The sequence below is a fragment of the Stenotrophomonas sp. Sm2128 genome (assembly GCF_030985535.1).
GTDB lineage: Bacteria > Pseudomonadota > Gammaproteobacteria > Xanthomonadales > Xanthomonadaceae > Stenotrophomonas > Stenotrophomonas maltophilia.
The window spans coordinates 1-21,074 of the sequence record NZ_JAPTFQ010000080.1; the positions used below are offsets into that span (position 1 = coordinate 1).

Consider the following 21,074-nt stretch of genomic DNA (forward strand, 5'->3'; position numbering starts at 1 on the left):
GAGGGCGCTTTGCTTGCGAAGCACTGCTTCGCAAGCGCCCGAACGCACAGCCGCCAGCGGCTGGGCCGGACCCCGGAGGGGGACTTGCAGCGCCCCCCGCAACCGGACCCACCCCGCCATCCCACGGAATGCATGCTGTTGTTGTTGCTATTGCTTTGGCCTCGGCAGGTGCAGGGCTGCAAGCCCTGCCGAACACCCCCTACCTGCGGGGCGCGAGCTGCTCGAGCATTTCCCAGGACTTCAGGCCGCGTGGCCCGAGGTGATGGGCCAGCACCCGCCGCATCGGCAGGCGCAGGCTGGCCAGGTCGGCGGCAGCGGGCTCTTCGTCGGCCGCCAACGCCAGCAGCGCCGAGCCAGTGGCCGCCGCCCGGCGTTCCCCACCACGCTCACTGAGCAGGCGCTGCGCGCCTTCCTGTGGGTCCAGCTCGTAGCGCGCGGCCGGGTCGATCGGCTGGCCGTCGCTGGCACTGTCCAGTTCGAAACCCAGGCCCAGCGCGGTCAGCAGCTCGCGCTCGAAACGACGCAGCGTCCAGGCCAGGCCGGCACCGACCGCCAGCCGTGCGCGCGCTTCGCCATAGGCCAGATACAACTCAGGCAACGGATCCTGGCGAGGTGCCAGGCGCAGGGTCAGTTCACTCAGATAGAAGCCGGCCAGCATCGCCTGGCCGACCAGGCGCGGGGCCGCATCCAGCGCTTCAGCGCCGCGCAACTGGGCCAGTTCACCGCGCTGCTGGGCGCTGAAGCGGATCCACTGCAATGGCTGCAGGGCAGCGCGCAGCACCTGGCCCTTGGCGGTTGACACACCACGCGCGAGCAGGCCGACGCGGCCATGCTGCGCGCTCAACACCTCGACCAGCAGGCTGGTCTCGCGGTAGGCCCGCGCATGCAGCACGAAGCCGGTGTCGTCCTCGATCATCATCGAAGCGACCGCAACGGCTTACTCGTAACCGAAGGCCTTCAGCGCGGCCTCGTCATCGGACCAGCCTTCACGCACGCGCACCCAGGTCTCAAGGAACACCTTGGCCCCGAACAGACGCTCCATCTGCAGGCGGGACTTGGCGCCGATCTCCTTGAGGCGGGCGCCGCCCTTGCCGATCACGATGGCCTTCTGGCCTTCGCGCTCGACCCAGATCACCGCGCCGATGCGCAACAGGTTGCCGTCCTCGGTGAAGCGCTCGATCTCAACGGTGGTAGCGTACGGCAGCTCTTCGCCGAGCTGGCGCATCAGCTGCTCGCGTACCAGCTCGCCGGCCAGGAAACGCTGGCTGCGGTCGGTGATCTCGTCCTCGCCGAACATCGGCGGCGCTTCCGGAAGCAGCTTCAGCACGTCGCGCACCAACGCTTCCAGGCCATTGCGCTTCTGCGCCGAGATCGGATGCACGGCAGCGAAATCACGGCCTTCGGTCACCTGCTGCAGGAACGGCAGCAGCGCGCCCTTTTCCTTCAGGCGATCGATCTTGTTGACCACCAGCACCACCGGAATGCCGGCATCGCGCAGCACATTGAAGGCCAGGCTGTCTTCTTCATCCCAGCGACCGGCCTCGATCACCAGCAGGCCGGCATCGACGCCCTCCAGCGAGCCGCGCGCGGCACGGTTCATCACCCGGTTCATCGCCCGCTTCTGCACCTTGTGCAGCCCGGGGGTATCAACCAGCACCAGCTGGCCTTCCGGGTAGGTGGCGATGCCCAGCAGGCGATGGCGCGTGGTCTGCGGACGGTTGGAAACGATGCTGACCTTCGCACCGACCAGGGCATTGGTCAGGGTCGACTTGCCCACGTTCGGGCGGCCGATGACGGCCACGCTGCCGCAATGATGAGGAGTTTGTTCGCTCACTTGGAATCCAGTTGTTCTAGGACGGCCGCAGCCGCCTGTTGTTCGGCAAGCCGCCGCGAGGCGCCTTCGCCCTCGGTGCTGGCGGCCGGGTCGGCTACGTTGCAGCGTACCCGGAAGTGCTTGGCATGGTCGTCACCGGATTCTGACACCAGTTCATACTGCGGCAACGCCTTCTGTCGGGCCTGCAGCCATTCCTGCAGGCGGGTCTTGGGGTCCTTCTCGGGACGGCCGGAGGCCGGCAGCGCCTCGATCGAAGCGCTGAACCAGGGCAGTACCACCGCCCGGCAGGCCTCGAAGCCGGCATCCAGGTAGATCGCAGCCACCACGGCTTCCACTGCGTCGGCCAGGATCGAGTCGCGGCGATGACCGCCGGACTTCATTTCGCCCGGGCCCAGGGTCAGCCGCTCGCCCAACTGCAGGGTGCGCGCGATCACCGCCAACGCACCTTCGCGCACCAGCTCGGCACGGGCACGGGTCATCGCCCCTTCGTCAGCCTTGGGCCAGCGTCGGTACAACGCCTCGGCCGCCATCATGTTGACGATGCTGTCGCCGAGGAACTCCAGGCGCTCGTTGTGCGGCGCACCGGCACTGCGATGCGTCAGCGCCTGCTTGAGCAGGGCCGGGTCGCTGAAGGCATGACCGATCAGGTCGCCACGTTGGATGAATTTACTGGGCACCGCTTCGTGTCAGGTCCTGGGAAGAATCGAATTTGCCAACCACATCGAGGTTGCCGATCAGCTGGCGACGCACTTCGTAGTTGACCTTGAGGGTCCAGCCATTGTCGCGACGGTCGAACTTCACGTTGGCCGGCTTCACATTGTCCGAGTAGTTGATGTACAGGCGCTTGAAGAACAGGTCCTGGATCCGCGACGGCTCCATGCTGCCCACGCCCGGCTCGTTGGCCAGGCTCTTCATCGCCGAGCGCACGGCGTAGTACTCCTGGTACATCGGGAACAGCTTCATGCCGATGTAGAGGAAGAAACCGACCACGATCAGGACCGTCAGGAACGAGGTCAGGGTCATGCCGCGCTGCGTGTTCATCGTCTTCATTGCGTTCTCCCCAGATACGCGTTGGATGTGAAGGTACTCAGTTGATGCCCGATCAGTTGATGCTCGAGCCGATCCGCGACGGCTCGAAGCCATCCTTGCAGAACCAGCCCTGGCAGTTCAGCCAGATCAGGAAGGCCTTGCCGCGCAGGTTCTCCTCCGGCAGCAGGCCCCAGAAACGGCCGTCGTCGCTGTTGTCGCGGTTGTCGCCCATCACCAGGTACTTGCCGGCCGGCACCGTCCACTGGCCCTGGCCGCGCGGGTAGTCGGTCTCCAGCACGGTGTGGGTGCGGCCCGGCAGGTGCTCGACCAGCAGGTTGGCGCCTTCGCCCTGGCCCTTGTGGCCGGCGTAGATGCCCTTGTTGTCGTACTTCAGCGGCTCGCCATTGAGGATCACGCCGTCGCCTTCGAAGACCACGGTGTCACCCGGCACGCCGATCACGCGCTTGATGAAGTTCTCGCCCTTGGCCGGGTCGTTGTCGCTGTGGCCGGGGAAGTGGAATACCACCACGTCGCCACGCGAGGGCTCGCCGAACGGCACGATCCTGGTGTTGCTGATCGGCAGGCGCAGGCCGTAGGAGAACTTGTTGACCAGGATGAAATCGCCGATCAGCAGGTTCGGCATCATCGAGCTGGACGGGATCTTGTACGGTTCGGCAATGAAGCTGCGCACGATCAGCACGATCGCCAGCACCGGGAAGAACGCACGCGAGTAATCCACCAGCACCGGCTCGGAATCGAGCAGGCCGGCGCGCTGGGCGCGACGCTTGGCGAGGTACAGCTTGTCCGCAAGCAGGATCAGGCCCGAGGCCAGGGTCAGCACGACCAGGAGGATCTCAAACAGTTTCATTCAGGGTCCTTTGCAACGTCACCGGACGACCGGCCCCGCAGGGCCGGTGCGGGATTACTTGTTGTCCATCTGCAGCACGGCCAGGAACGCTTCCTGCGGGATCTCCACGCGGCCGACCTGCTTCATGCGCTTCTTGCCTTCCTTCTGCTTTTCCAGAAGCTTCTTCTTGCGCGAAACGTCGCCACCATAGCACTTGGCCAGCACGTTCTTGCGCATGGCCTTGACCGTGGTACGGGCGATGATCTGCGAGCCGACCGCAGCCTGGATGGCGACGTCGAACATCTGGCGCGGAATCAGGTCCTTCATCTTCTCGCACAGCTCGCGGCCACGACGGTCGGCATGGCTGCGGTGCACGATCAGCGACAGTGCGTCGACCTTGTCGCCGTTGATCAGCACGTCCACGCGCACGAACGGGCCGGCGTCGAAGCGCACGAAGTGGTAGTCCAGCGAGGCGTAGCCACGGCTGACCGACTTCAGCTTGTCGAAGAAGTCCAGCACCACCTCGGCCATCGGCAGCTCATAGCTGATCTGCACCTGGCTGCCCAGGTAGTTGATGCCGATCTGGCTGCCGCGCTTTTCTTCGCACAGCTTGATGATGTTGCCGATGTACTCCTCGGGAGTGAGCACGTTGGCACGGATGATCGGCTCGCGGATCTCCTCGACCTGGTTCACCGGCGGCAGCTTCGCCGGGTTGTCCATGTTGATGATCGAGCCATCGGTCTTCAGGACTTCATACACCACCGTCGGCGCGGTGCTGATCAGGTCCAGGTTGTACTCGCGCTCCAGGCGTTCCTGCACGATTTCCATGTGCAGCATGCCCAGGAAGCCGCAGCGGAAGCCGAAGCCCATCGCCTCGGAGCTTTCCGGCTCGAAACGCAGCGCGGCATCGTTCAGGCGCAGCTTGTCCAGCGCTTCGCGCAGGTCCGGGTAATCTTCGGCATCGACCGGGAACAGACCGGCGAACACGCGCGGCTGCATTTCCTGGAAGCCCGGCAGCGGCTTCGGTGCCGGGTCGCCGGCCAGGGTCAGGGTGTCGCCGACCGGCGCACCGTGCACGTCCTTGATGCTGGCGGTGACCCAGCCCACTTCACCGGCACGCAGCGCAGGCAGCACTTTCCGCTTCGGCGTGAACACGCCGACGTTGTCGACCTGGTGATTGCGGCCGGTGGACATCACCTGCAGCTTGTCACCGGCCTTGATCTCGCCCTGCATCACGCGTACCAGCGAGACCACGCCCAGGTAGTTGTCGAACCAGGAGTCGATGATCAGCGCCTGCAGCTTCTCGGTGTCGCGCGGTGTCGGCGGCGGGATGCGATGCACGATCGCTTCCAGCACGTCCTGCACGTTCAGGCCGGTCTTGGCACTGACCGGCACGGCGTCGGAGGCGTCGATGCCGATCACGGCCTCGATCTCGGCCTTGGCGCGCTCGATGTCGGCGGTCGGCAGGTCGATCTTGTTGATCACCGGCACCACTTCCAGGCCCTGCTCCACCGCGGTGTAGCAGTTGGCCACGGACTGCGCTTCCACGCCCTGGGCCGCATCGACCACCAGCAGCGCGCCTTCGCAGGCGGCCAGCGAGCGACTGACTTCATAGGAGAAGTCGACGTGGCCGGGGGTGTCGATGAAGTTCAGATGGTAGGTCTGCCCGTCCTTGGCCAGGTACGGCAACGACACCGACTGCGCCTTGATCGTGATGCCGCGCTCGCGCTCGATCGGGTTGGAGTCGAGCACCTGCGCTTCCATCTCGCGGGCCTGCAGGCCACCACAGAGCTGGATGATGCGGTCGGCCAGCGTGGACTTGCCGTGGTCGACATGGGCGATGATGGAGAAGTTGCGGATGTTCCGCATCGAATCAGAAGACATAGGTGGCGGCGGCGCGCGGCGTCGTCAGGGTAACGGTCGATTATCGCATGCCCGGCGCCCCACCGCGAAAGCGGACTGCTCGGGCCCCGCCCGGAAAGGCCGAAGCCCCGCCAGGGCGGGGCTTCAGGGGAGACACAGGGGCCGCCGAAGCGGCCCCGGCAGGCCTTACTGGCCGGCCTTGACCGCCACGAAGGCGCTGTTGCCGTTGCCGGTGCGCACCAGCAGCATCACCACGTCGTCCTTCTTGTAGCTGGACAGCGCCCGGTTCAGGCTCTCCACGCTGCCGACCGGGGTACGGCCGACCTGCAGGATCACCATGCCCGGGGACAGGCCGGCATCACGCGCCGCCTGGCCCTTGACTCCGGTGATGCGCACGCCTTCGTTGCCATCCAGGCCGAACTGCTTGCGCTGCGGTGCGGTCAGGTCGCTCACGTCCAGCCCCAGCAGGGCATTGGCGCCGGCCTGCGGTGCCGCATCGGGCCTGGCGGCAGACGCCGCACGGGCATTGCCCTGACCGTCTTCGCTCAGCGCCGTGAGCGTGGCGCTGAGGTCGCGCGGCTTGCCGTCGCGGATCACCCCCAGCGTGACCCGGCTGCCCGGTGCCATCGCACCGATCAGCGGCGGCAGGTCGGACCAGCTGTTGACCGGGCTGCCGTTGACCGAACGCACCACGTCGCCGATCTGCACACCGGCCTTCTCTGCGGCACTGCCGGCGACGATCTGGTTGACCAGCGCGCCACGGCTGTCGGGCAGGCCCAGGCCCTGCGCCTTCAGCGCATCGATCGGCTCGACCACCGCACCCAGCTGGCCACGGGTGACCTTGCCACTCTTTTTGATCTGCTCGACCGCGCTCATCGCCAGGTCGATCGGGATCGCGAAGCTGATGCCCATGTAGCCGCCGGAGGCGGAGAAGATCTGCGAGTTGATGCCGACCACTTCGCCGCGGGTGTTCAGCAACGGACCGCCGGAGTTGCCCTGGTTGATCGCCACGTCGGTCTGGATGAACGGCACGTAGCGCTGGTCGGCGCCACCCGTGCTACGCCCCAGTGCACTGACGATACCGGCGGTGACCGAATGGTCGAGACCGAACGGCGAGCCGATCGCGACAACCCACTGGCCGGGCTTCAGCGTATTGGAATCACCCACGCGCACGGTCGGCAGGTTCTTGCCATCGATCTTCAGCAGCGCCACGTCGTACTGCTGGTCGCTGCCCACCACCTTGGCGTTGAACTCACGGCTGTCGCCCAGCTTGACCTTCACGTCGCTGGCATCGGCCACCACGTGGTAGTTGGTCAGCACATAGCCATCGGGCGAAATGATGAAGCCCGAGCCCATGCCGCGGCCCTTGATGCTGGGGCCACCGTCCGGGCCGCCCGGGCCCTGCCCCGGCATCGGGAAGTCCGGGCCGAAGAAGCGACGGAAGAATTCCGGCATGTCGTCGTCACCGCCCATCGGGCCCCGCGAAGCCTGGCGGTTGGTGCGGACGATGGTGGTGTCGACGTTGACCACACCCGGCCCGACCTGTTCAACAAGGTTGGTGAAATCGGGCAGGCCGGTAACCAGCGGCTGTGCCGGTGCCCTTGGCGCGGTGGCTGGAGCAGCCTGGGTCGGGGCGGCCGGAGCCGGTGCCTGCGCGCAGGCCACCAGCGGCAGGGTCAGGGCCAACAGGCCCATGGCCTGCGTGCGGAGTCGGGGAGTCATCGGACGGCAACCTCCGGATCGGATGGAAAGAGGAATACGGGCCCCGCTGACGGCGGGGCGTGAAAGCGCCCGGCTCAGTCGCGCGGGCGCGGCGGCAGCGGCAGGTCGTCCTGCAGGCGCGGCTCGAACGGGTAGAAGGCGGCGCCACCGGTATGGGCCGGGAAGCTGGCATTGAGCGCGCCGCCGGCGGCAGGCGCCAGGCTGGAACGCGGCCACGGCCGCGCCTGCAGCCCACCGACCTCGCCAAACGGCATGTTGCGGCTGCCATTGGCCGGTACGGTCGGGGTCAGCGGCGCCTGCGCAGCAGCCACCGCGCGTTGCGGCACGTCCTCACGCTGGGCGGCACGCGCGGCCTGCTGGCTGCGGGTGGCACTGGCGCGGCGGGTGTCCTGGCGGCGACCGGCAGTGGCCATCGCCAGGGCGGGAGCCGCCGCCACAGCCATCGCAGCCGTGTCTGCAGAGGCTTCGGTAACCGGGGCAGGATCGGTCGGCACGGTCGGCAGCTCCGCCTGGCTGGCGATCACCTGAGGTGCCAACGGCTCGCCCGGGGTGGCTTCCTTCAGCTTCTCACCGCCCATGAACAGCGCCACCGCTGCCACTGAAGCGGCCAGTGCGGCACCACCGCCCCAGGCCCGCCAGCCACTGCGACGCACCTGACGGCGCGGCTCGGCCTGCGGCGCAGGCTCGGCGGCGATGGCAGCAGCCACGGCGGAACTGAACCCGGCCGGGGCCAGTGCCGACGCCTGCCCACGCATCACGTCGCCCAGCAGCTGCCAGCGCTCCTGGCAGCCGGCCAGTTCGGGGTCATGCTCCATCCGCCGCAGCAGGAAGCGCGCTTCATCGGCGCCCAGCTCGCCATCGACCAGGGCCGACAGCTGCTCGCGATGGCGCTGGTCCAGGCGCTGCCCGGCGGGCGATTGATGGTTCTGCGATTCGTTGAACGGGTTACTGGTCATACGCGGCTCTTCTCACGGGTGGCGCTGCCGATGTCCAACAGCGGCCGGAGTTCGGTGTCGATCGCCTCGCGCGCCCGGAAGATCCGTGAACGCACGGTGCCGATCGGGCACCCCATTTTCTGCGCGATTTCCTCGTAGCTCAGGCCTTCCACCTCGCGCAGGGTGATCGCCGACCGGAGCTCTTCCGGCAGCGCGTTGACGGCCTTCATCACCGTCTGTTCCAGCTCCTGGCGCATCAACTCGCGTTCGGGCGTGTCGGTGTCGCGCAGGCGCGTACCACTGTCGAACTGTTCGGCATCGCCGATGTCGATGTCATCGGTCGGTGGCCGTCGATTGTGTGAAGCCAGGTAGTTTTTGGCGGTATTCACGGCGATTCGATGCAACCAGGTTGAGAACTGGGCGTCGCCACGGAAACTTCCGATCGCGCGATAGGCGCGGATGAAAGTGTCCTGGGCGACGTCCTGACATTCGCTCCAGTCGGCGATGTAGCGGCCGACAAGGGCCACCACGCGATGCTGGTACTTGCGCACCAGGACATCGAACGCGGCGCTCTCGCCGTGCTGCACGCGCCGGACCAGTTCCAGATCCAGCTCCTGTGGTGTATCAACCTCGGCCATGAGGGGCCGCACTCCTGTCAGCCCAACCGACGTCGGGCAATGAGACTGCCAATCCCGGGAAAAGTTCAGTCGCCGATCACCCGGCGCCGCACCAGCTTTTAACCACCGTTCCGTTAGCGTTCCGGTCCACGGCCATGGATCCGGGGTCGCCACTCCCCTGCTATTGGGATTTGACGCGGGGGAAACAACCTCTGGATCATAGCCGCTTCTCCATACACAACCGGATGGAACGTCCATGCTCTCAGGCTTCGATGGTCTCCGCTTCAGCCACTGGCACCCCGAGATCCGCGACGACGGCGTGGTGGTCCTCTCCCTGGATCGCCAGGACAGCAGCGTCAATGCCATGTCGCAGGATGTGCTGCTGGAGCTGGGTGACCTGCTTGAGCGCATTGCACTGGACCCGCCCAAGGGCGTGGTGATCCAGTCGCTGAAGAAAGCCGGCTTCATTGCCGGGGCGGACCTGAAGGAGTTCCAGGAGTTCGACCGTCGCGGCACCGTCAACGACGCCATCCGCCGCGGCCAGGCTACCTACCAGAAGCTGGCCGAGCTGCCCTGCCCCACCGTGGCGGCCATCCACGGCCATTGCCTGGGCGGCGGCACCGAGCTGGCGCTGGCCTGCCGCTATCGCGTGGCCTCCAATGACAGCAGCACCCGCATCGGCCTGCCGGAAACCCAGCTGGGCATCTTCCCGGGCTGGGGCGGCAGCGCGCGACTGCCGCAGCTGGTCGGCGCACCCGCGGCAATGGACATGATGCTGACCGGCCGTACGCTGTCGGCCTCGGCCGCGCGTGGCATCGGGCTGGTCGACAAGGTGGTGGCACCGGCCGTGGTGCTCGACACCGCCGTGGCGCTGGCGCTGTCCGGCACCACGCGCCCGTTCAAGCAGCGCGCAACGGCCTGGGCCACCAACACCTGGCTGGCACGCACGCTGCTGGCACCGCAGATGGTCAAGCAGGTCGCACGCAAGGCCAAGAAGGACCAGTATCCGGCGCCCTACGCGCTGATCAGCACCTGGCAGCGCAGTGGCGGCAAGCCGATCCAGGCACGCCTGGATGCAGAACGCCGCGCCGTGGTGAAGCTGGCCAGCACCCCGACCGCGCGCAACCTGATCCGCATTTTCTTCCTGACCGAACGCCTGAAGGGCCTCGGTGGTGGTGATTCCGGCATCCGCCACGTGCACGTGGTCGGCGCCGGCGTGATGGGCGGTGACATCGCCGCCTGGGCCGCCTACAAGGGCTTTGAAGTGACTCTCCAGGACCGCGAGCAGCGCTTCATCGACCCCGCCATGGAGCGCGCGCAGGCGCTGTTCGCCAAGAAGGTGCGCGACGAGAGCAAGCGCCCCGCCGTGGCCGCGCGCCTGCGTGCCGACCTGGAAGGCAACGGCGTGGCCGAGGCCGACCTGGTGATCGAAGCGATCATCGAGAACCCGGAAGCCAAGCGTGCGCTGTACCAGACGCTGGAACCGAAGATGAAGCTGGACGCGCTGCTGACCACCAACACCTCGTCGATTCCGCTGGTGGAACTGCGCGACCACATCCAGCGCCCGGCGCAGTTCGCTGGCCTGCACTACTTCAACCCGGTGGCGCAGATGCCACTGGTGGAGATCATCCACCACGACGGCATGGCGCCGGAGACCGAGCGCCGCCTGGCCGCGTTCTGCAAGGCGCTGGGCAAGTTCCCGGTACCGGTGGCCGGCAGCCCGGGCTTCCTGGTCAACCGCGTGCTGTTCCCGTACATGCTGGAAGCCGCCACCGCATATGCCGAAGGCATTCCGGGCCCGGTGATCGACAGGGCCGCGGTGAAGTTCGGCATGCCGATGGGCCCGATCGAACTGATCGACACCGTCGGCCTGGACGTGGCCGCCGGCGTCGGCCGCGAACTGGCGCCGTTCCTGGGCCTGCAGATTCCAGCAGCCTTGCAGACGGTGGAGCCGGACAAGCGCGGCAAGAAGGACGGCCAGGGCATCTATACCTGGGAAAACGGCAAGCCGAAGAAGCCGGACGTGGCCAGCGATTACCAGGCCCCGGCCGATCTTGAGGACCGCCTGATCCTGCCGCTGTTGAACGAGGCGGTGGCGTGCCTGCACGAAGGCGTTGTGGCCGATGCGGACCTGCTGGATGCCGGCGTGATCTTCGGTACCGGCTTTGCCCCGTTCCGCGGCGGTCCGATCCAGCACATCCGCGCAGTGGGAGCCGATGCGATCGTCGAGCGGTTGAAGGCATTGCAGCAGCGCCACGGCGACCGTTTCGCCCCGCGCCCGGGCTGGGACAACCCCGCCCTGCGCGAACCAGTGGTTTGAGTTTATCGGCCGGGCCTGCGGCCCGGCGCCCGCAGAGGCAACCGCCGAAGCCAGAGCCAGAGCCAGAGCCAGAGCAACAGCCGGCTCTGGCTTTTCTGTTTGTTGGGCGGGGCGGTGTGGGCAGGCAGGACACGCCGTAAACCCATCCATGGGGGCTCGATGGCGCCATCCATGGCGCCAACGGTCCTGCCTGCCCACACCGCCCCACCCCTGACAGTTTCCCGGTGACGGTCGGTGAATCTCGATTCCGGTGTGGATCACTACGAACGGGTGGGTGGCTACCTGGGCCGCCACCAGGAGCAAAGCAACCAGCGTTTGATTTTGACTTTGATTTTCTTTTTTCTTCTCCGTGGCTGGACGCACACGGAAACTGTCAGAGGTCGGGCGGGGTGGATTCGCGGGGGTGTCCGCGGCATGGATGCCGCGGCCAAGCCTCCACGGACGGATTCACGGCGTCCCCTGCCAGCCCACACCGCCCCGGCCCACTCACGGCACCACGAAGCGCCAGCGCTTTGGCTCTGGCTGTGCTGTTGCTGTTGCTGCTGCAGTTGCGCCTCTGCCTGCCGCAGGCATCGACCCTCCCACCACCCGCACCCGATACAATGGACGTCTGCCGCATCCCGGCATCCCGTCCCCGAGCCAAAGAGTTGCCCATGTCCATCGTCCGCATGACCGACCTCGACCTCTCCGGCAAGCGCGTGCTGATCCGCCAGGATCTGAACGTGCCGATCGAGAATGGCCGCATCACTTCCGAACAGCGCATCACCGCTTCGCTGCCGACGCTCAAGCGCGCGCTGGAGCAGGGCGCGGCGGTGATGGTCACCTCGCACCTGGGGCGCCCGAAGGAAGGTGTGTGGAGCGAAGCCGATTCGCTGGCGCCGGTGGCCCAGCGCCTGTCCGAGCTGCTCGGTCGCGAGGTTCCGCTGGTGCGCGACTGGGTCGACGGCGTCGAGGTCCAGCCGGGCCAGCTGGTGCTGCTGGAAAACTGCCGCATGAACGTCGGCGAGGGCAAGGACGATGAAGCCCTGTCGAAGAAGTACGCCGCCCTGTGCGATGTGTTCGTGATGGACGCCTTCGGCACCGCGCACCGTGCGCAGGCCTCCACACACGGTGTCATCCGCTTCGCCCCGGTTGCTGCCGGTGGCCCGCTGCTGATGGCCGAACTGGACGCGCTGGCGCAGGCGCTGGATGCACCGGCCAAGCCGCTGCTGGCCATCGTCGCCGGCAGCAAGGTCAGCACCAAGCTGGAACTGCTGGCCAACCTGGTCGGCAAGGTCGACCAGCTGATCGTCGGTGGTGGCATCGCCAACACCTTCATCGCTGCCGCCGGTTACAACGTCGGCAAGTCGCTGTACGAGCCGGACCTGCTGGACACCGCGAAGAAGATCGTGGCCGATGCCAAGGCGCGCGGCGCCGACATCCCGCTGCCGGTGGACGTGGTGACCGCCAAGCAGTTCATGCCCGACGCGGTCGCCGAGGTGAAGGCGGTCGACGCCGTTGCCGAAGATGATCTGATCCTGGACATCGGCCCGCAGACCGCGGCGCAGTACGCGCAGCTGATCGAGAAGGCTGGCACCGTGGTCTGGAACGGCCCGGTCGGTGTGTTCGAGTTCGAGGCCTTCAGCAAGGGCACCGAAGCGCTGGCCCGCGCCATCGCCAGCTCCAGGGCGTTCTCCATCGCCGGTGGCGGCGACACCCTGGCGGCGGTCGACAAGTTCGATATCGCCCAGCAGGTCAGCTACATCTCCACCGGCGGCGGCGCGTTCCTGGAGTTCCTGGAAGGCAAGACCCTGCCGGCGGTCGCCGCACTCGACGCGCGCGGCGCATGAGTGCCGGGCACGGCAAGGATGTCCTGTTCTTCGACCTGGACGGCACGCTGATCGACTCGCAGGTGGGCATCACCGCCTGCATCGCCTATGCGCTGCAGAAGATGGACCATCCGGTGCCGCCGCAGGAGACGCTGCTGGGCTGGATTGGTCCTTCGCTGCGTACCACCTTCACGCCACTGTTCGTTGAACCAGCGCGGGTGGAGCAGGCGGTGGGCTATTACCGCGAGCGTTTCGACGCCGAAGGCTGGCGCGAACACACGGTGTACCCGCAGGTGGAAGACACCCTGCGCACGCTGCATGGCCGAGGCCACCGCCTGGCGGTGGTCACCGCCAAGAACGAGCCGCATGCGCGCCGCATCCTTGCGCACCTGCCGTTTGGCGGGCTGTTCGAGGAGATCGTCGGTTCGACCCTGGACGGCTCGCGCAGCCACAAGCCCGAGCTGGTCGGGGAGGCACTACGCCGCCTGCAACTGCAGCCCGCACAGTGCTGGATGATCGGCGACCGCCGGATGGACATCGAGGGCGCACGCCACCACGGCCTGCGCAGCGTGGGTGTGCTGTGGGGCTTTGGCGGTGAGGCCGAACTGACCGAAGCCGGTGCGGGCCAGCTGGCTCGCGAGCCGGCACAGCTGACGACGCTGTTGGCCTAGCCGCCCCGCCTGGAGAGCTGGCCCCTCGCTCGCTGATTGCGGCCCACGGTGCAGCCGGGCATGGCCCGGCTCTACAGAACACCCTGCGCCAGCGTATGTCCGGGTGATGTCCGTTCCATGACCCGCGAAGTCAGGCAGCACAAGGCTGTAACCGTATACATGCGGCGTGAAGGATGTGCTAATTTCCGTTCTTTATCGGGAGAGGCCCATTCACCATGTTCGAGCGTCAGCGTCGCACCAAGATCCTTGCCACCCTCGGTCCGGCCACTGATCCGCCGGGCGTGCTGGAGGATCTTTTCCGCGCCGGCGTCAACGTGGTGCGCCTCAACTTCAGCCATGGTGACCCGTCCGGCCAGGCCAAGCGTGCCGCCGAAGTGCGTGCCGCTGCCGCCCGCGTCGGCGTGGAAGTGGGCATCCTGGCCGACCTGCCGGGCCCGAAGATCCGCATCGAGCGCTTCGCAGAAGGCAAGGTGCAGCTGAAGGCGGGCAACCGCTTCGACCTGATCGCCAGCACCAGTGCCGGCCCGGGTGATGCCACCCAGGTGGGTGTGAGCTACCTCGGCCTGCCGCAGGACGTGGGTCCGGGCGATGTCCTGTTGCTCGACGACGGCCTGATGCAGCTGCAGGTGGTGGAGGTGCAGGGCGAACGCATCATCAATACCGTACTGAACGACGGTGTGCTGTCCGACCGCAAGGGCCTGAACAAGCAGGGCGGCGGCCTCTCGTTGGGCGCGCTGACCGAGCGCGACAAGGAACTGATCGGCATCGTCGCCAAGATCGGTGTCGACTTCATCGCTGTGTCGTTCTGCCGCAACGCGCAGGACATGAACGATGCGCGTGACATCGCCCGCTCGCATGGCTGTGATGCTGCACTGGTGTCGAAGATCGAGCGCACCGAGGCCATTGAGAACCTGGAAGAAATCGTCGAGGCCAGCGACGTGGTGATGGTCGCCCGTGGCGACCTTGGCGTGGAGATCGGCGATGCCGAACTGCCGGGCCTGCAGAAGAAGATCATCAAGGCCTCGCTGGCACAGAACAAGGTGGTGATCACCGCCACGCAGATGCTGCAGTCGATGGTGGAAAGCCCGATTCCGACCCGTGCCGAAGTGCTGGACGTGGCCAACTCGGTCATCGACGGCACCGATGCGGTGATGCTGTCGGCCGAGACCGCTGCAGGTGCCTGGCCGGTCAAGGCGGTCGAAGCAATGGCGCGCATCTGCCTGGGGGCCGAGCGCCAGTTCCAGACCGAGACCGACTTCAACGCTTCGCCGCGCAACCTCGAGCGTGCCGACCAGGCCATTGCCATGGCCACCATGTTCCTGTCCCAGCACGTGGGCGTGCGCGCGATCGTGGCAATGACCGAGTCCGGTGGCACCGCGCGTTACCTGTCGCGTTTCCGCGCCAAGGCGCCGGTGTTCGCGGTGACCCGCCATGACGGCGCGCGCCGGCAGATGGCGCTGATGCGCGATGTGTTCCCGATCAACTTCGACAGCCGCGGCCTGACCCCGCGCGAAGCCGCGCGCGGCAGCATCCGCCTGCTGGTGGAAGCCGAACTGCTGCAGGCTGGCGACCGCGTCGTGTTCACCAGCGGCGAGCACATGGAAACCCACGGTGCCACCAATACCCTGCGCCTGCTGGAAGTGGGTGAAGACGGCCGCGCCATTGGGCTGGGCGATCTGTAAACCCAGTCGGCCTTGGGTCGGAGCCGCTGCGCGCATCCGACCCGGGGTCAGATCCCCAAAGGGGCTCTGACCCCATGCCGCAGGACATCCCTTGTCCTGCGCGGACATTGGAATCGTTTCCATCCTGGCCTCGACACCGGGGCAACGGGCAGCGGGGCTATACTTACGTTTTTCCCGCACCCGCCACAGGAAATACATGAGCATCGAACAGCTGGCCGAAACCGCCCAGGCCATGGTCGCCCCGGGCAAGGGCATCATCGCGATCGACGAATCCACCGCTACCATCGCCAAGCGTTTCGCCGGCGTCGGTATCGAGAACACCGAGGAGAACCGTCGTGCCTACCGCGAGCTGCTGCTGACCACGCCGAAGCTCAACGAGCACATTTCCGGCGCCATCCTGTACGACGAAACCATCCGCCAGTCGACCAGGGACGGCGTGCCGTTCGCCAAGTACATGGCCGACCACGGCATGATTCCGGGCATCAAGGTGGACAAGGGTGCGCACCCGCTGGCCGGCTGCCCGGGCGAGCTGGTCACCGAAGGCCTGGACGGCCTGCGCGAGCGCCTGCAGGAGTACTACAAGCTGGGTGCGCGCTTCGCCAAGTGGCGTGCGGTCATCAACATCGGCGAGAGCATTCCGTCGGGCACCTGCATCGAGTCCAACGCCCATGCGCTGGCCCGTTATGCCGCCCTGTGCCAGGAATGCGGCCTGGTGCCGATGGTCGAGCCGGAAGTGATCATGGACGGCGACCACGACATCGAGACCTGCTACGAAGTCACCGAAGCCACCCTGCGTTCGCTGTTCGACGCGCTGTACCAGCAGAACGTGCTGCTGGAAGGCACCATACTGAAGGCGTCCATGGTCATCTCCGGCAAGAACTGCGATGAGCAGGCCGACGTCGAGGAAGTGGCCGAGTCGACCGTGATGTGCCTGAAGAGCACCGTGCCGGCCATCCTGCCGGGCGTGGTGTTCCTGTCCGGTGGCCAGAGCGACGAGCAGTCCACCGAGCACCTGAACGCGATGAACCAGCTGGGCAACCTGCCGTGGCCGCTGAGCTTCTCCTACGGCCGCGCCATGCAGCAGGCCGCGCTGAAGCTGTGGGCCAAGGACATGAAGGGCAACTACGCAGCCGCCCAGAAGACCGTGTACGAGCGTGCCAAGGACAACGGCCTGGCTGCGCTGGGCAAGTGGAACGGTTGATCCGTCCCATCGCTGGATGAACAAGGCAGCGCCGGCATCACGCCGGCGTTTGCTTTTGCGGGTATCTTTTCCGCCCCCGCGTGCCCGGCCGGTACGCGGGAACCACATGGAAGGCCAAGGAGAAACAACATGCGTTTGGCAGCAATCACACTGGCCGTAGCCACGGTCCTGGTCGCCGGCGGGTGCAACCGTATCGGCGGCGGCGCAGAGGCAGGCAAGGCCGCGTCGCTCGATTTCGACAAGCCGGTGTCCGGCGAGATCACCTCGCGCAGCGGCATCAACTTCAATGATGGCAGCCATCACCAGCTCTACCAGATCAAGCTGGAAGACAAGGATCTGGTCGGCCTGAAACTTACTGGTGCCCTCAGCGGCTCGATCGCCGTTTTCAACAACGGCAGTCTTGTTTCCACCAGCAACACCGGTTACGAACGCGAAGGCGACGTCTCGCTGGCGTTCCGTGCCAATGGCGGCGGCACCTACCAGGTGGCGGTCAATGCCGATGGCCCGACCGCCTTTGGTCCGTATCGCCTGCGAGCCGAGAAGCTGAAACCTTACGACGGCAAGCCGTTGGCGGGCAGTGGCGAAATCGTGGACATGCTGGCCAGTGATTCGCAGGACTACACCCTGCAGGTGGACAAGGCCGGCCTGTACGAAATCCGCCTGGTGTCGGATGTCTTCGATCCGGTGCTGAAGCTGTCGGGCCAGGGCGTTGAAGCCGAAAACGACGATGGCAACGACAGCACCAACTCGCGGCTGACCCTGTCGCTGAAGCCGGGCAAGTACACCCTGACCGCGCGTGGCCTCGGCAGCGGTGTCAATGGCATGTTCACCCTGTCTGCCTCCCGCATCGAACTGCCGGGGAATCTGGTCGAGCGCGATGGCACCGCCCTGCCGAAGTCGGGCAGCGTGTACACCATGCTGGACAACGAAGGCCGTCGCCGCTTCCTGCTGACCCTGGACCGGCCGGCCGACGTGCGCCTGGATGCGATTTCCAGCCAGGTCGATACCGTGCTGCGCGTGGTCGGTGGCGATGTCGAGCTGACCGACGACGACGGTGGCAACGGTACCAACTCGCGCCTGGAAGAGACTCTGCCGGCCGGTCATTACACCGTCGACGTGTCCAGCCTGAACAATGGCGCAGGCATGGTCGAGGTGCGCGTGCAGGTGGAAGGAGCCAGCGCCGAGGGTGCTGCCGCATCGGCTGCACGTGCCGCTGCCGACGCTGCAGCCGCCGTGGCCGATGACGCCGCTGCGGTGGAAGCTGCCAGTCGTTGAGCGTGATCCACGCCACGCGTGGATGACATCAACGGTGCAACTGAGAAGGCCGGGCAATGCCCGGCCTTTTCCTTTCCACGCTGCGTCGCGATTCAATGCGCGGCGGCAAAACCCGCGTCACCCAAGGGCGGCAGCATCGACCCGCGCGGTTCGCTGTCGGCGCTTTGCCCGGCGGCACTCAACGCCTGCTGGTAGGCCTTGGCCGTAGCGGTATTGAACGCCACCAGCACGATGCGCATCGGTTGCGCGTGGCTGCGCTGCCAGGCCAGTGTTTCGGTCACTGCGATCTGCGCGGCCTGGTACAGCGGATAGCCGTATACGCCGCAGCTGATGGCTGGGAATGCGATCGACTGCACGCCCAGCGATTCGGCCAGCTGCAGCGACTTCCAGTAGCAGTTGGCGAGCAACGCCGGTTCATCGCGCTGGCCGTCGTGCCAGACCGGGCCCACCGTGTGCAGTACGTAGCGTGCAGGCAAAGCGTAAGCACTGGTGGCGCGCACTTCGCCGGTCGGGCAACGTACGCCCGGGCGCAGCTCCGGCAGCTGCGCGCATTCGGCCAGCAACGCGGGCCCGGCCGCACGATGGATCGCGCCGTCGACACCGCCACCACCGAGCAGCGTTTCATTGGCCGCGTTGACGATCGCATCCACCGCCAGGGTCGTGATGTCGCCCTGCCAAACTTCGATCTTCATGCGTCCGTCTCCTGCCTGTGAGGTGATCCGCGCAGCATCTGCGCCGGCTGTTCCCACGGTAGGGGACAGGGCATCGATACTGCGTCATGACCGTCTCACGCGCTGCGATCCGACGGCCTTCACGCACGATGGCGGGCGACGCCTTCATGCAGGCTGAAGCAGAAGGGGGTCGGAGCCCTTTCCCTGCGGAAAAGGGATCCGCCCCCGGGCATGTAACAGGATGGGGTCGGATCCTTTTCCGGATGCAAGAGGCTCTGACCCCCGGGTGTCACGGCAGGCCGGCCAACCAGTCGTCGTCGGAACCCTCATTCACGTCGGCAAACAGCGGCGTGGAGAAGTAGCGTTCACCGGTGTCCGGCAGCATCGCCAGAATCACTGAACCCGGTTCGGCACGTGCGGCCACGTCCAGTGCGCTGGCCACGGTAGCGCCGGCGGAGATGCCGACGAAGATGCCTTCCTCGGCGACCAGTCGGCGCGCGGTGGCGATCGCGCGGTCATCTTCCACCGTCAGCAGTTCATCCACCACATCACGGTTGAGCACGTCGGGCACGAAGTCCGGGGTCCAGCCCTGGATCTTGTGCGGCTTCCAGTCATCGCCCTTCAGCAGTGCGGCGCCGGCTGGCTCGGTGGCGATGATGCGGGTCTGCGGACGCGCGACCTTCAGCACTTCGCCCACGCCGGTGAGCGTGCCGCCCGTGCCCCAGCCGCTGACGAAGTAGTCCAGCCGCTTGCCGGCGAAGTCGCGCAGGATCTCGGCGGCGGTGGTGTTGCGGTGATACGCCGGATTGGCCGGGTTGGCGAACTGGCTGGCCAGGAACCAGCCGTGCTGCTCGGCCAGTTCGCGCGCCTTGCGCACCATGCCGCTGCCGCGTTCGGCGGCCGGGGTCAGGATCACCTTGGCGCCATAGGCGCGCATCAGCTTGCGGCGCTCCACCGAGAAGGTCTCGACCATGGTCGCCACGAACTTGTAGCCGCGCGCGGCAGCGACCATCGCCAGCGCCACGCCGGTGTTGCCAGAAGTGGCTTCGACGATGGTGTCGCCCGGCTTGAGCAGGCCACGCGCTTCGGCGTCGAGGATGATCGCCAGCGCCAGGCGGTCCTTGACCGAGCCGCCCGGGTTGAACGACTCGACCTTGGCGTAGACGCTGACCTGCGGCGGCGCCAGGCGCTGCAGCTTGACGATGGGGGTATTACCGACGGTGTCGAGGATGGAGTCGTACAGGGCCATGGAAGCGCTCCGGAAACAGGGCCGCGCCGGACGCCGGCGGGCAGAAGGGGAGGGCTGGCTGTTCAGGCCAGCGGCTGCCGGCTGACCGTAGCGCCGGCATATGACGCCCGGAAATGACCAGATACCTTTCTTAAACAACCTTTGGTTATAAGCTGGTGACGGCAATTGACCCTAGAGTGGACCTCCGCCCCACGCCGCCCGCCTCCCATGACGCTGACCCAGCTGCGCTACCTGGTCGCCATCGCCGACGCCGAGCTGAACATCACGCTGGCCGCCTCGCGCGTGCACGCCACCCAGCCCGGCCTGTCCAAGCAGCTCAAGCAGCTGGAAGACGAGCTCGGCTTCCTGTTGTTCGTGCGCAAGGGCCGCAGCCTGGAGTCGGTCACCCCGGCCGGCACCGAGGTCATCGCCCGCGCCCGCGCGGTGCTGGCCGAGGCCAACAACATCCGCACCTACGCGGCCAACCAGCGCCGCGAGAGCCAGGGCCAGCTGATCCTGACCACCACCCACACGCAGGCGCGCTTCGTGCTGCCGCCGGCGGTGGCAGCGATCAAGCAGGCCTATCCCCAGGTGAGCGTGCACCTGCAGCAGGCCGGTGAAACCGACGCACTGGACCGCTTGAACCAGGGTGACGCGGATATCGCGATCATCAGCACCGCCGGCAGTGAGCCCACCGATGGCATCGCGGTGCCGCTGTTCCGCTGGCGACGCCTGGTGGTGGTACCCAAGGGGCACCCGCTGGACCGCGCCGGCCGCGCACCGGACCTGGCCGCGTTGGCCCGGCAGCCGCTGATCAGCTACGAATCCTCGACCCGCCCGAATTCCTCGTTGCAGCGCGCCTTCGCTGCAAACGGCCTGGCGCCGGACCTGGCGCTGACCGCGCTCGATGCGGACCTGATCAAGACCTATGTGCGTACCGGTCTGGGCGTAGGCCTGCTGGCCGAGATGGCGGTCAGTTCCAACGACGAAGACCTGCGCTCGTGGCCGGCGCCGGAGCCGATCAGCGAGTGCATTGCCTGGGCGGTGTTGCCGCGCGACCGGGTGCTGCGCGATTACGCGCTGGAGCTGGTGCACGTGCTGGCACCGCAGATTGATCCGCGCGATCTGCGCAGGGTGCTGGATGGCAACCAGGCCGCCGCGTGGCCGGTGCCCCCGACGTGGGAGTCACTGACCCAGACCATCACGGTGTGAGGGGTTGGTCGAGCAGGGCTTGCAGCCCTGCACCTGCTGCGGACAAAGGCAACAGCAACAGCAGAAGCGGCATTCCGTGGGTTGGCGGGGCGGTGTCGGAGTGCGGGGACGCTGCAAGTACGTCCCTGTAAGCTTGGCAGCCGCATCCATGCGGCTGAC

General features: G+C 66.7%; 18 protein-coding genes. 7 read left to right on the top strand and 11 right to left on the bottom strand.

The window, feature by feature from the left end; translation table 11 throughout:
- Nucleotides 1-199 precede the first annotated feature (199 nt).
- The 9 genes from recO to rpoE all read right to left on the bottom strand — a co-directional run bounded on the left by recO (nt 200) and on the right by rpoE (nt 8,868).
- On the bottom strand, nt 200-919 hold the full coding sequence (gene recO / locus O0K41_RS18570) for a DNA repair protein RecO (RefSeq protein WP_005410598.1): 720 nt from the start codon (nt 917-919) through the stop codon (nt 200-202).
- An 18-nt stretch (nt 920-937) separates the two neighbouring features.
- Nucleotides 938-1,834, bottom strand: a complete 897-nt coding sequence (gene era / locus O0K41_RS18575; protein WP_005410599.1) for a GTPase Era — start codon at nt 1,832-1,834, stop codon at nt 938-940.
- A complete protein-coding gene (rnc, locus tag O0K41_RS18580) occupies nt 1,831-2,511 on the bottom strand; it encodes a ribonuclease III (RefSeq protein ID WP_005410600.1) in 681 nt (226 codons plus the stop codon). Before rnc ends, era begins: the two co-directional genes overlap by 4 nt.
- A complete protein-coding gene (locus O0K41_RS18585) occupies nt 2,501-2,884 on the bottom strand; it encodes a DUF4845 domain-containing protein (protein WP_005410601.1) in 384 nt (127 codons plus the stop codon). The genes rnc and O0K41_RS18585 overlap by 11 nt, the downstream gene beginning before the upstream one ends.
- Nucleotides 2,885-2,936: 52 nt before the next feature.
- On the bottom strand, nt 2,937-3,731 hold the full coding sequence (gene lepB, locus O0K41_RS18590; protein WP_005410602.1) for a signal peptidase I: 795 nt from the start codon (nt 3,729-3,731) through the stop codon (nt 2,937-2,939).
- 54 nt (nt 3,732-3,785) lie between these two features.
- Nucleotides 3,786-5,579: a translation elongation factor 4 gene (gene lepA / locus O0K41_RS18595; protein ID WP_005410603.1), complete on the bottom strand. Its 1,794-nt coding sequence runs from the start codon at nt 5,577-5,579 to the stop codon at nt 3,786-3,788.
- 180 nt (nt 5,580-5,759) lie between these two features.
- Entirely contained in the window at nt 5,760-7,295 is a 1,536-nt protein-coding gene (locus O0K41_RS18600) for a DegQ family serine endoprotease (protein ID WP_005410604.1), read from the bottom strand.
- A gap of 74 nt (nt 7,296-7,369) precedes the next feature.
- Nucleotides 7,370-8,251 carry a sigma-E factor negative regulatory protein gene (locus O0K41_RS18605; protein WP_088437109.1) on the bottom strand — a complete coding sequence of 294 codons (882 nt, stop codon included), beginning with the start codon at nt 8,249-8,251 and terminating at the stop codon, nt 7,370-7,372.
- Nucleotides 8,248-8,868 (bottom strand): RNA polymerase sigma factor RpoE, encoded by a 621-nt coding sequence (gene rpoE / locus O0K41_RS18610; protein ID WP_005414197.1) that lies wholly within the window; start codon nt 8,866-8,868, stop codon nt 8,248-8,250. Before rpoE ends, O0K41_RS18605 begins: the two co-directional genes overlap by 4 nt.
- A gap of 235 nt (nt 8,869-9,103) precedes the next feature.
- Here rpoE and O0K41_RS18615 point away from each other — a divergent pair, with 235 nt between their 5' ends.
- From O0K41_RS18615 to O0K41_RS18640, 6 genes are all read left to right on the top strand, one after another.
- The gene (locus tag O0K41_RS18615; RefSeq protein WP_043034534.1) at nt 9,104-11,167 is read left to right on the top strand and encodes a 3-hydroxyacyl-CoA dehydrogenase NAD-binding domain-containing protein; all 2,064 of its coding nucleotides are present in this window, start codon (nt 9,104-9,106) and stop codon (nt 11,165-11,167) included.
- A gap of 653 nt (nt 11,168-11,820) precedes the next feature.
- Nucleotides 11,821-12,996, top strand: coding sequence for a phosphoglycerate kinase (locus O0K41_RS18620; protein WP_043034327.1), 1,176 nt, complete (start codon nt 11,821-11,823; stop codon nt 12,994-12,996).
- Nucleotides 12,993-13,646, top strand: a complete 654-nt coding sequence (locus tag O0K41_RS18625; RefSeq protein ID WP_005410834.1) for an HAD hydrolase-like protein — start codon at nt 12,993-12,995, stop codon at nt 13,644-13,646. Before O0K41_RS18620 ends, O0K41_RS18625 begins: the two co-directional genes overlap by 4 nt.
- A gap of 215 nt (nt 13,647-13,861) precedes the next feature.
- Nucleotides 13,862-15,328 (top strand): pyruvate kinase, encoded by a 1,467-nt coding sequence (gene pyk / locus O0K41_RS18630; protein WP_005410833.1) that lies wholly within the window; start codon nt 13,862-13,864, stop codon nt 15,326-15,328.
- Nucleotides 15,329-15,524: 196 nt separating this feature from the next.
- Nucleotides 15,525-16,529: a class I fructose-bisphosphate aldolase gene (locus tag O0K41_RS18635; protein ID WP_005410832.1), complete on the top strand. Its 1,005-nt coding sequence runs from the start codon at nt 15,525-15,527 to the stop codon at nt 16,527-16,529.
- A 129-nt stretch (nt 16,530-16,658) separates the two neighbouring features.
- On the top strand, nt 16,659-17,804 hold the full coding sequence (locus tag O0K41_RS18640) for a hypothetical protein (RefSeq protein ID WP_033834920.1): 1,146 nt from the start codon (nt 16,659-16,661) through the stop codon (nt 17,802-17,804).
- A gap of 92 nt (nt 17,805-17,896) precedes the next feature.
- Here the strand turns inward: O0K41_RS18640 and O0K41_RS18645 are convergent, their stop codons facing one another.
- Both O0K41_RS18645 and cysK read right to left on the bottom strand, forming a co-directional pair.
- A complete protein-coding gene (locus tag O0K41_RS18645) occupies nt 17,897-18,496 on the bottom strand; it encodes an O-acetyl-ADP-ribose deacetylase (protein ID WP_049406609.1) in 600 nt (199 codons plus the stop codon).
- Nucleotides 18,497-18,764: 268 nt separating this feature from the next.
- A complete protein-coding gene (cysK, locus tag O0K41_RS18650; RefSeq protein WP_164223307.1) occupies nt 18,765-19,724 on the bottom strand; it encodes a cysteine synthase A in 960 nt (319 codons plus the stop codon).
- 207 nt (nt 19,725-19,931) lie between these two features.
- On the opposite strand from cysK, the gene O0K41_RS18655 reads away from it, so the two are divergent.
- Nucleotides 19,932-20,915 (top strand): LysR family transcriptional regulator, encoded by a 984-nt coding sequence (locus O0K41_RS18655; RefSeq protein ID WP_049448764.1) that lies wholly within the window; start codon nt 19,932-19,934, stop codon nt 20,913-20,915.
- Nucleotides 20,916-21,074: the final 159 nt, after the last annotated feature.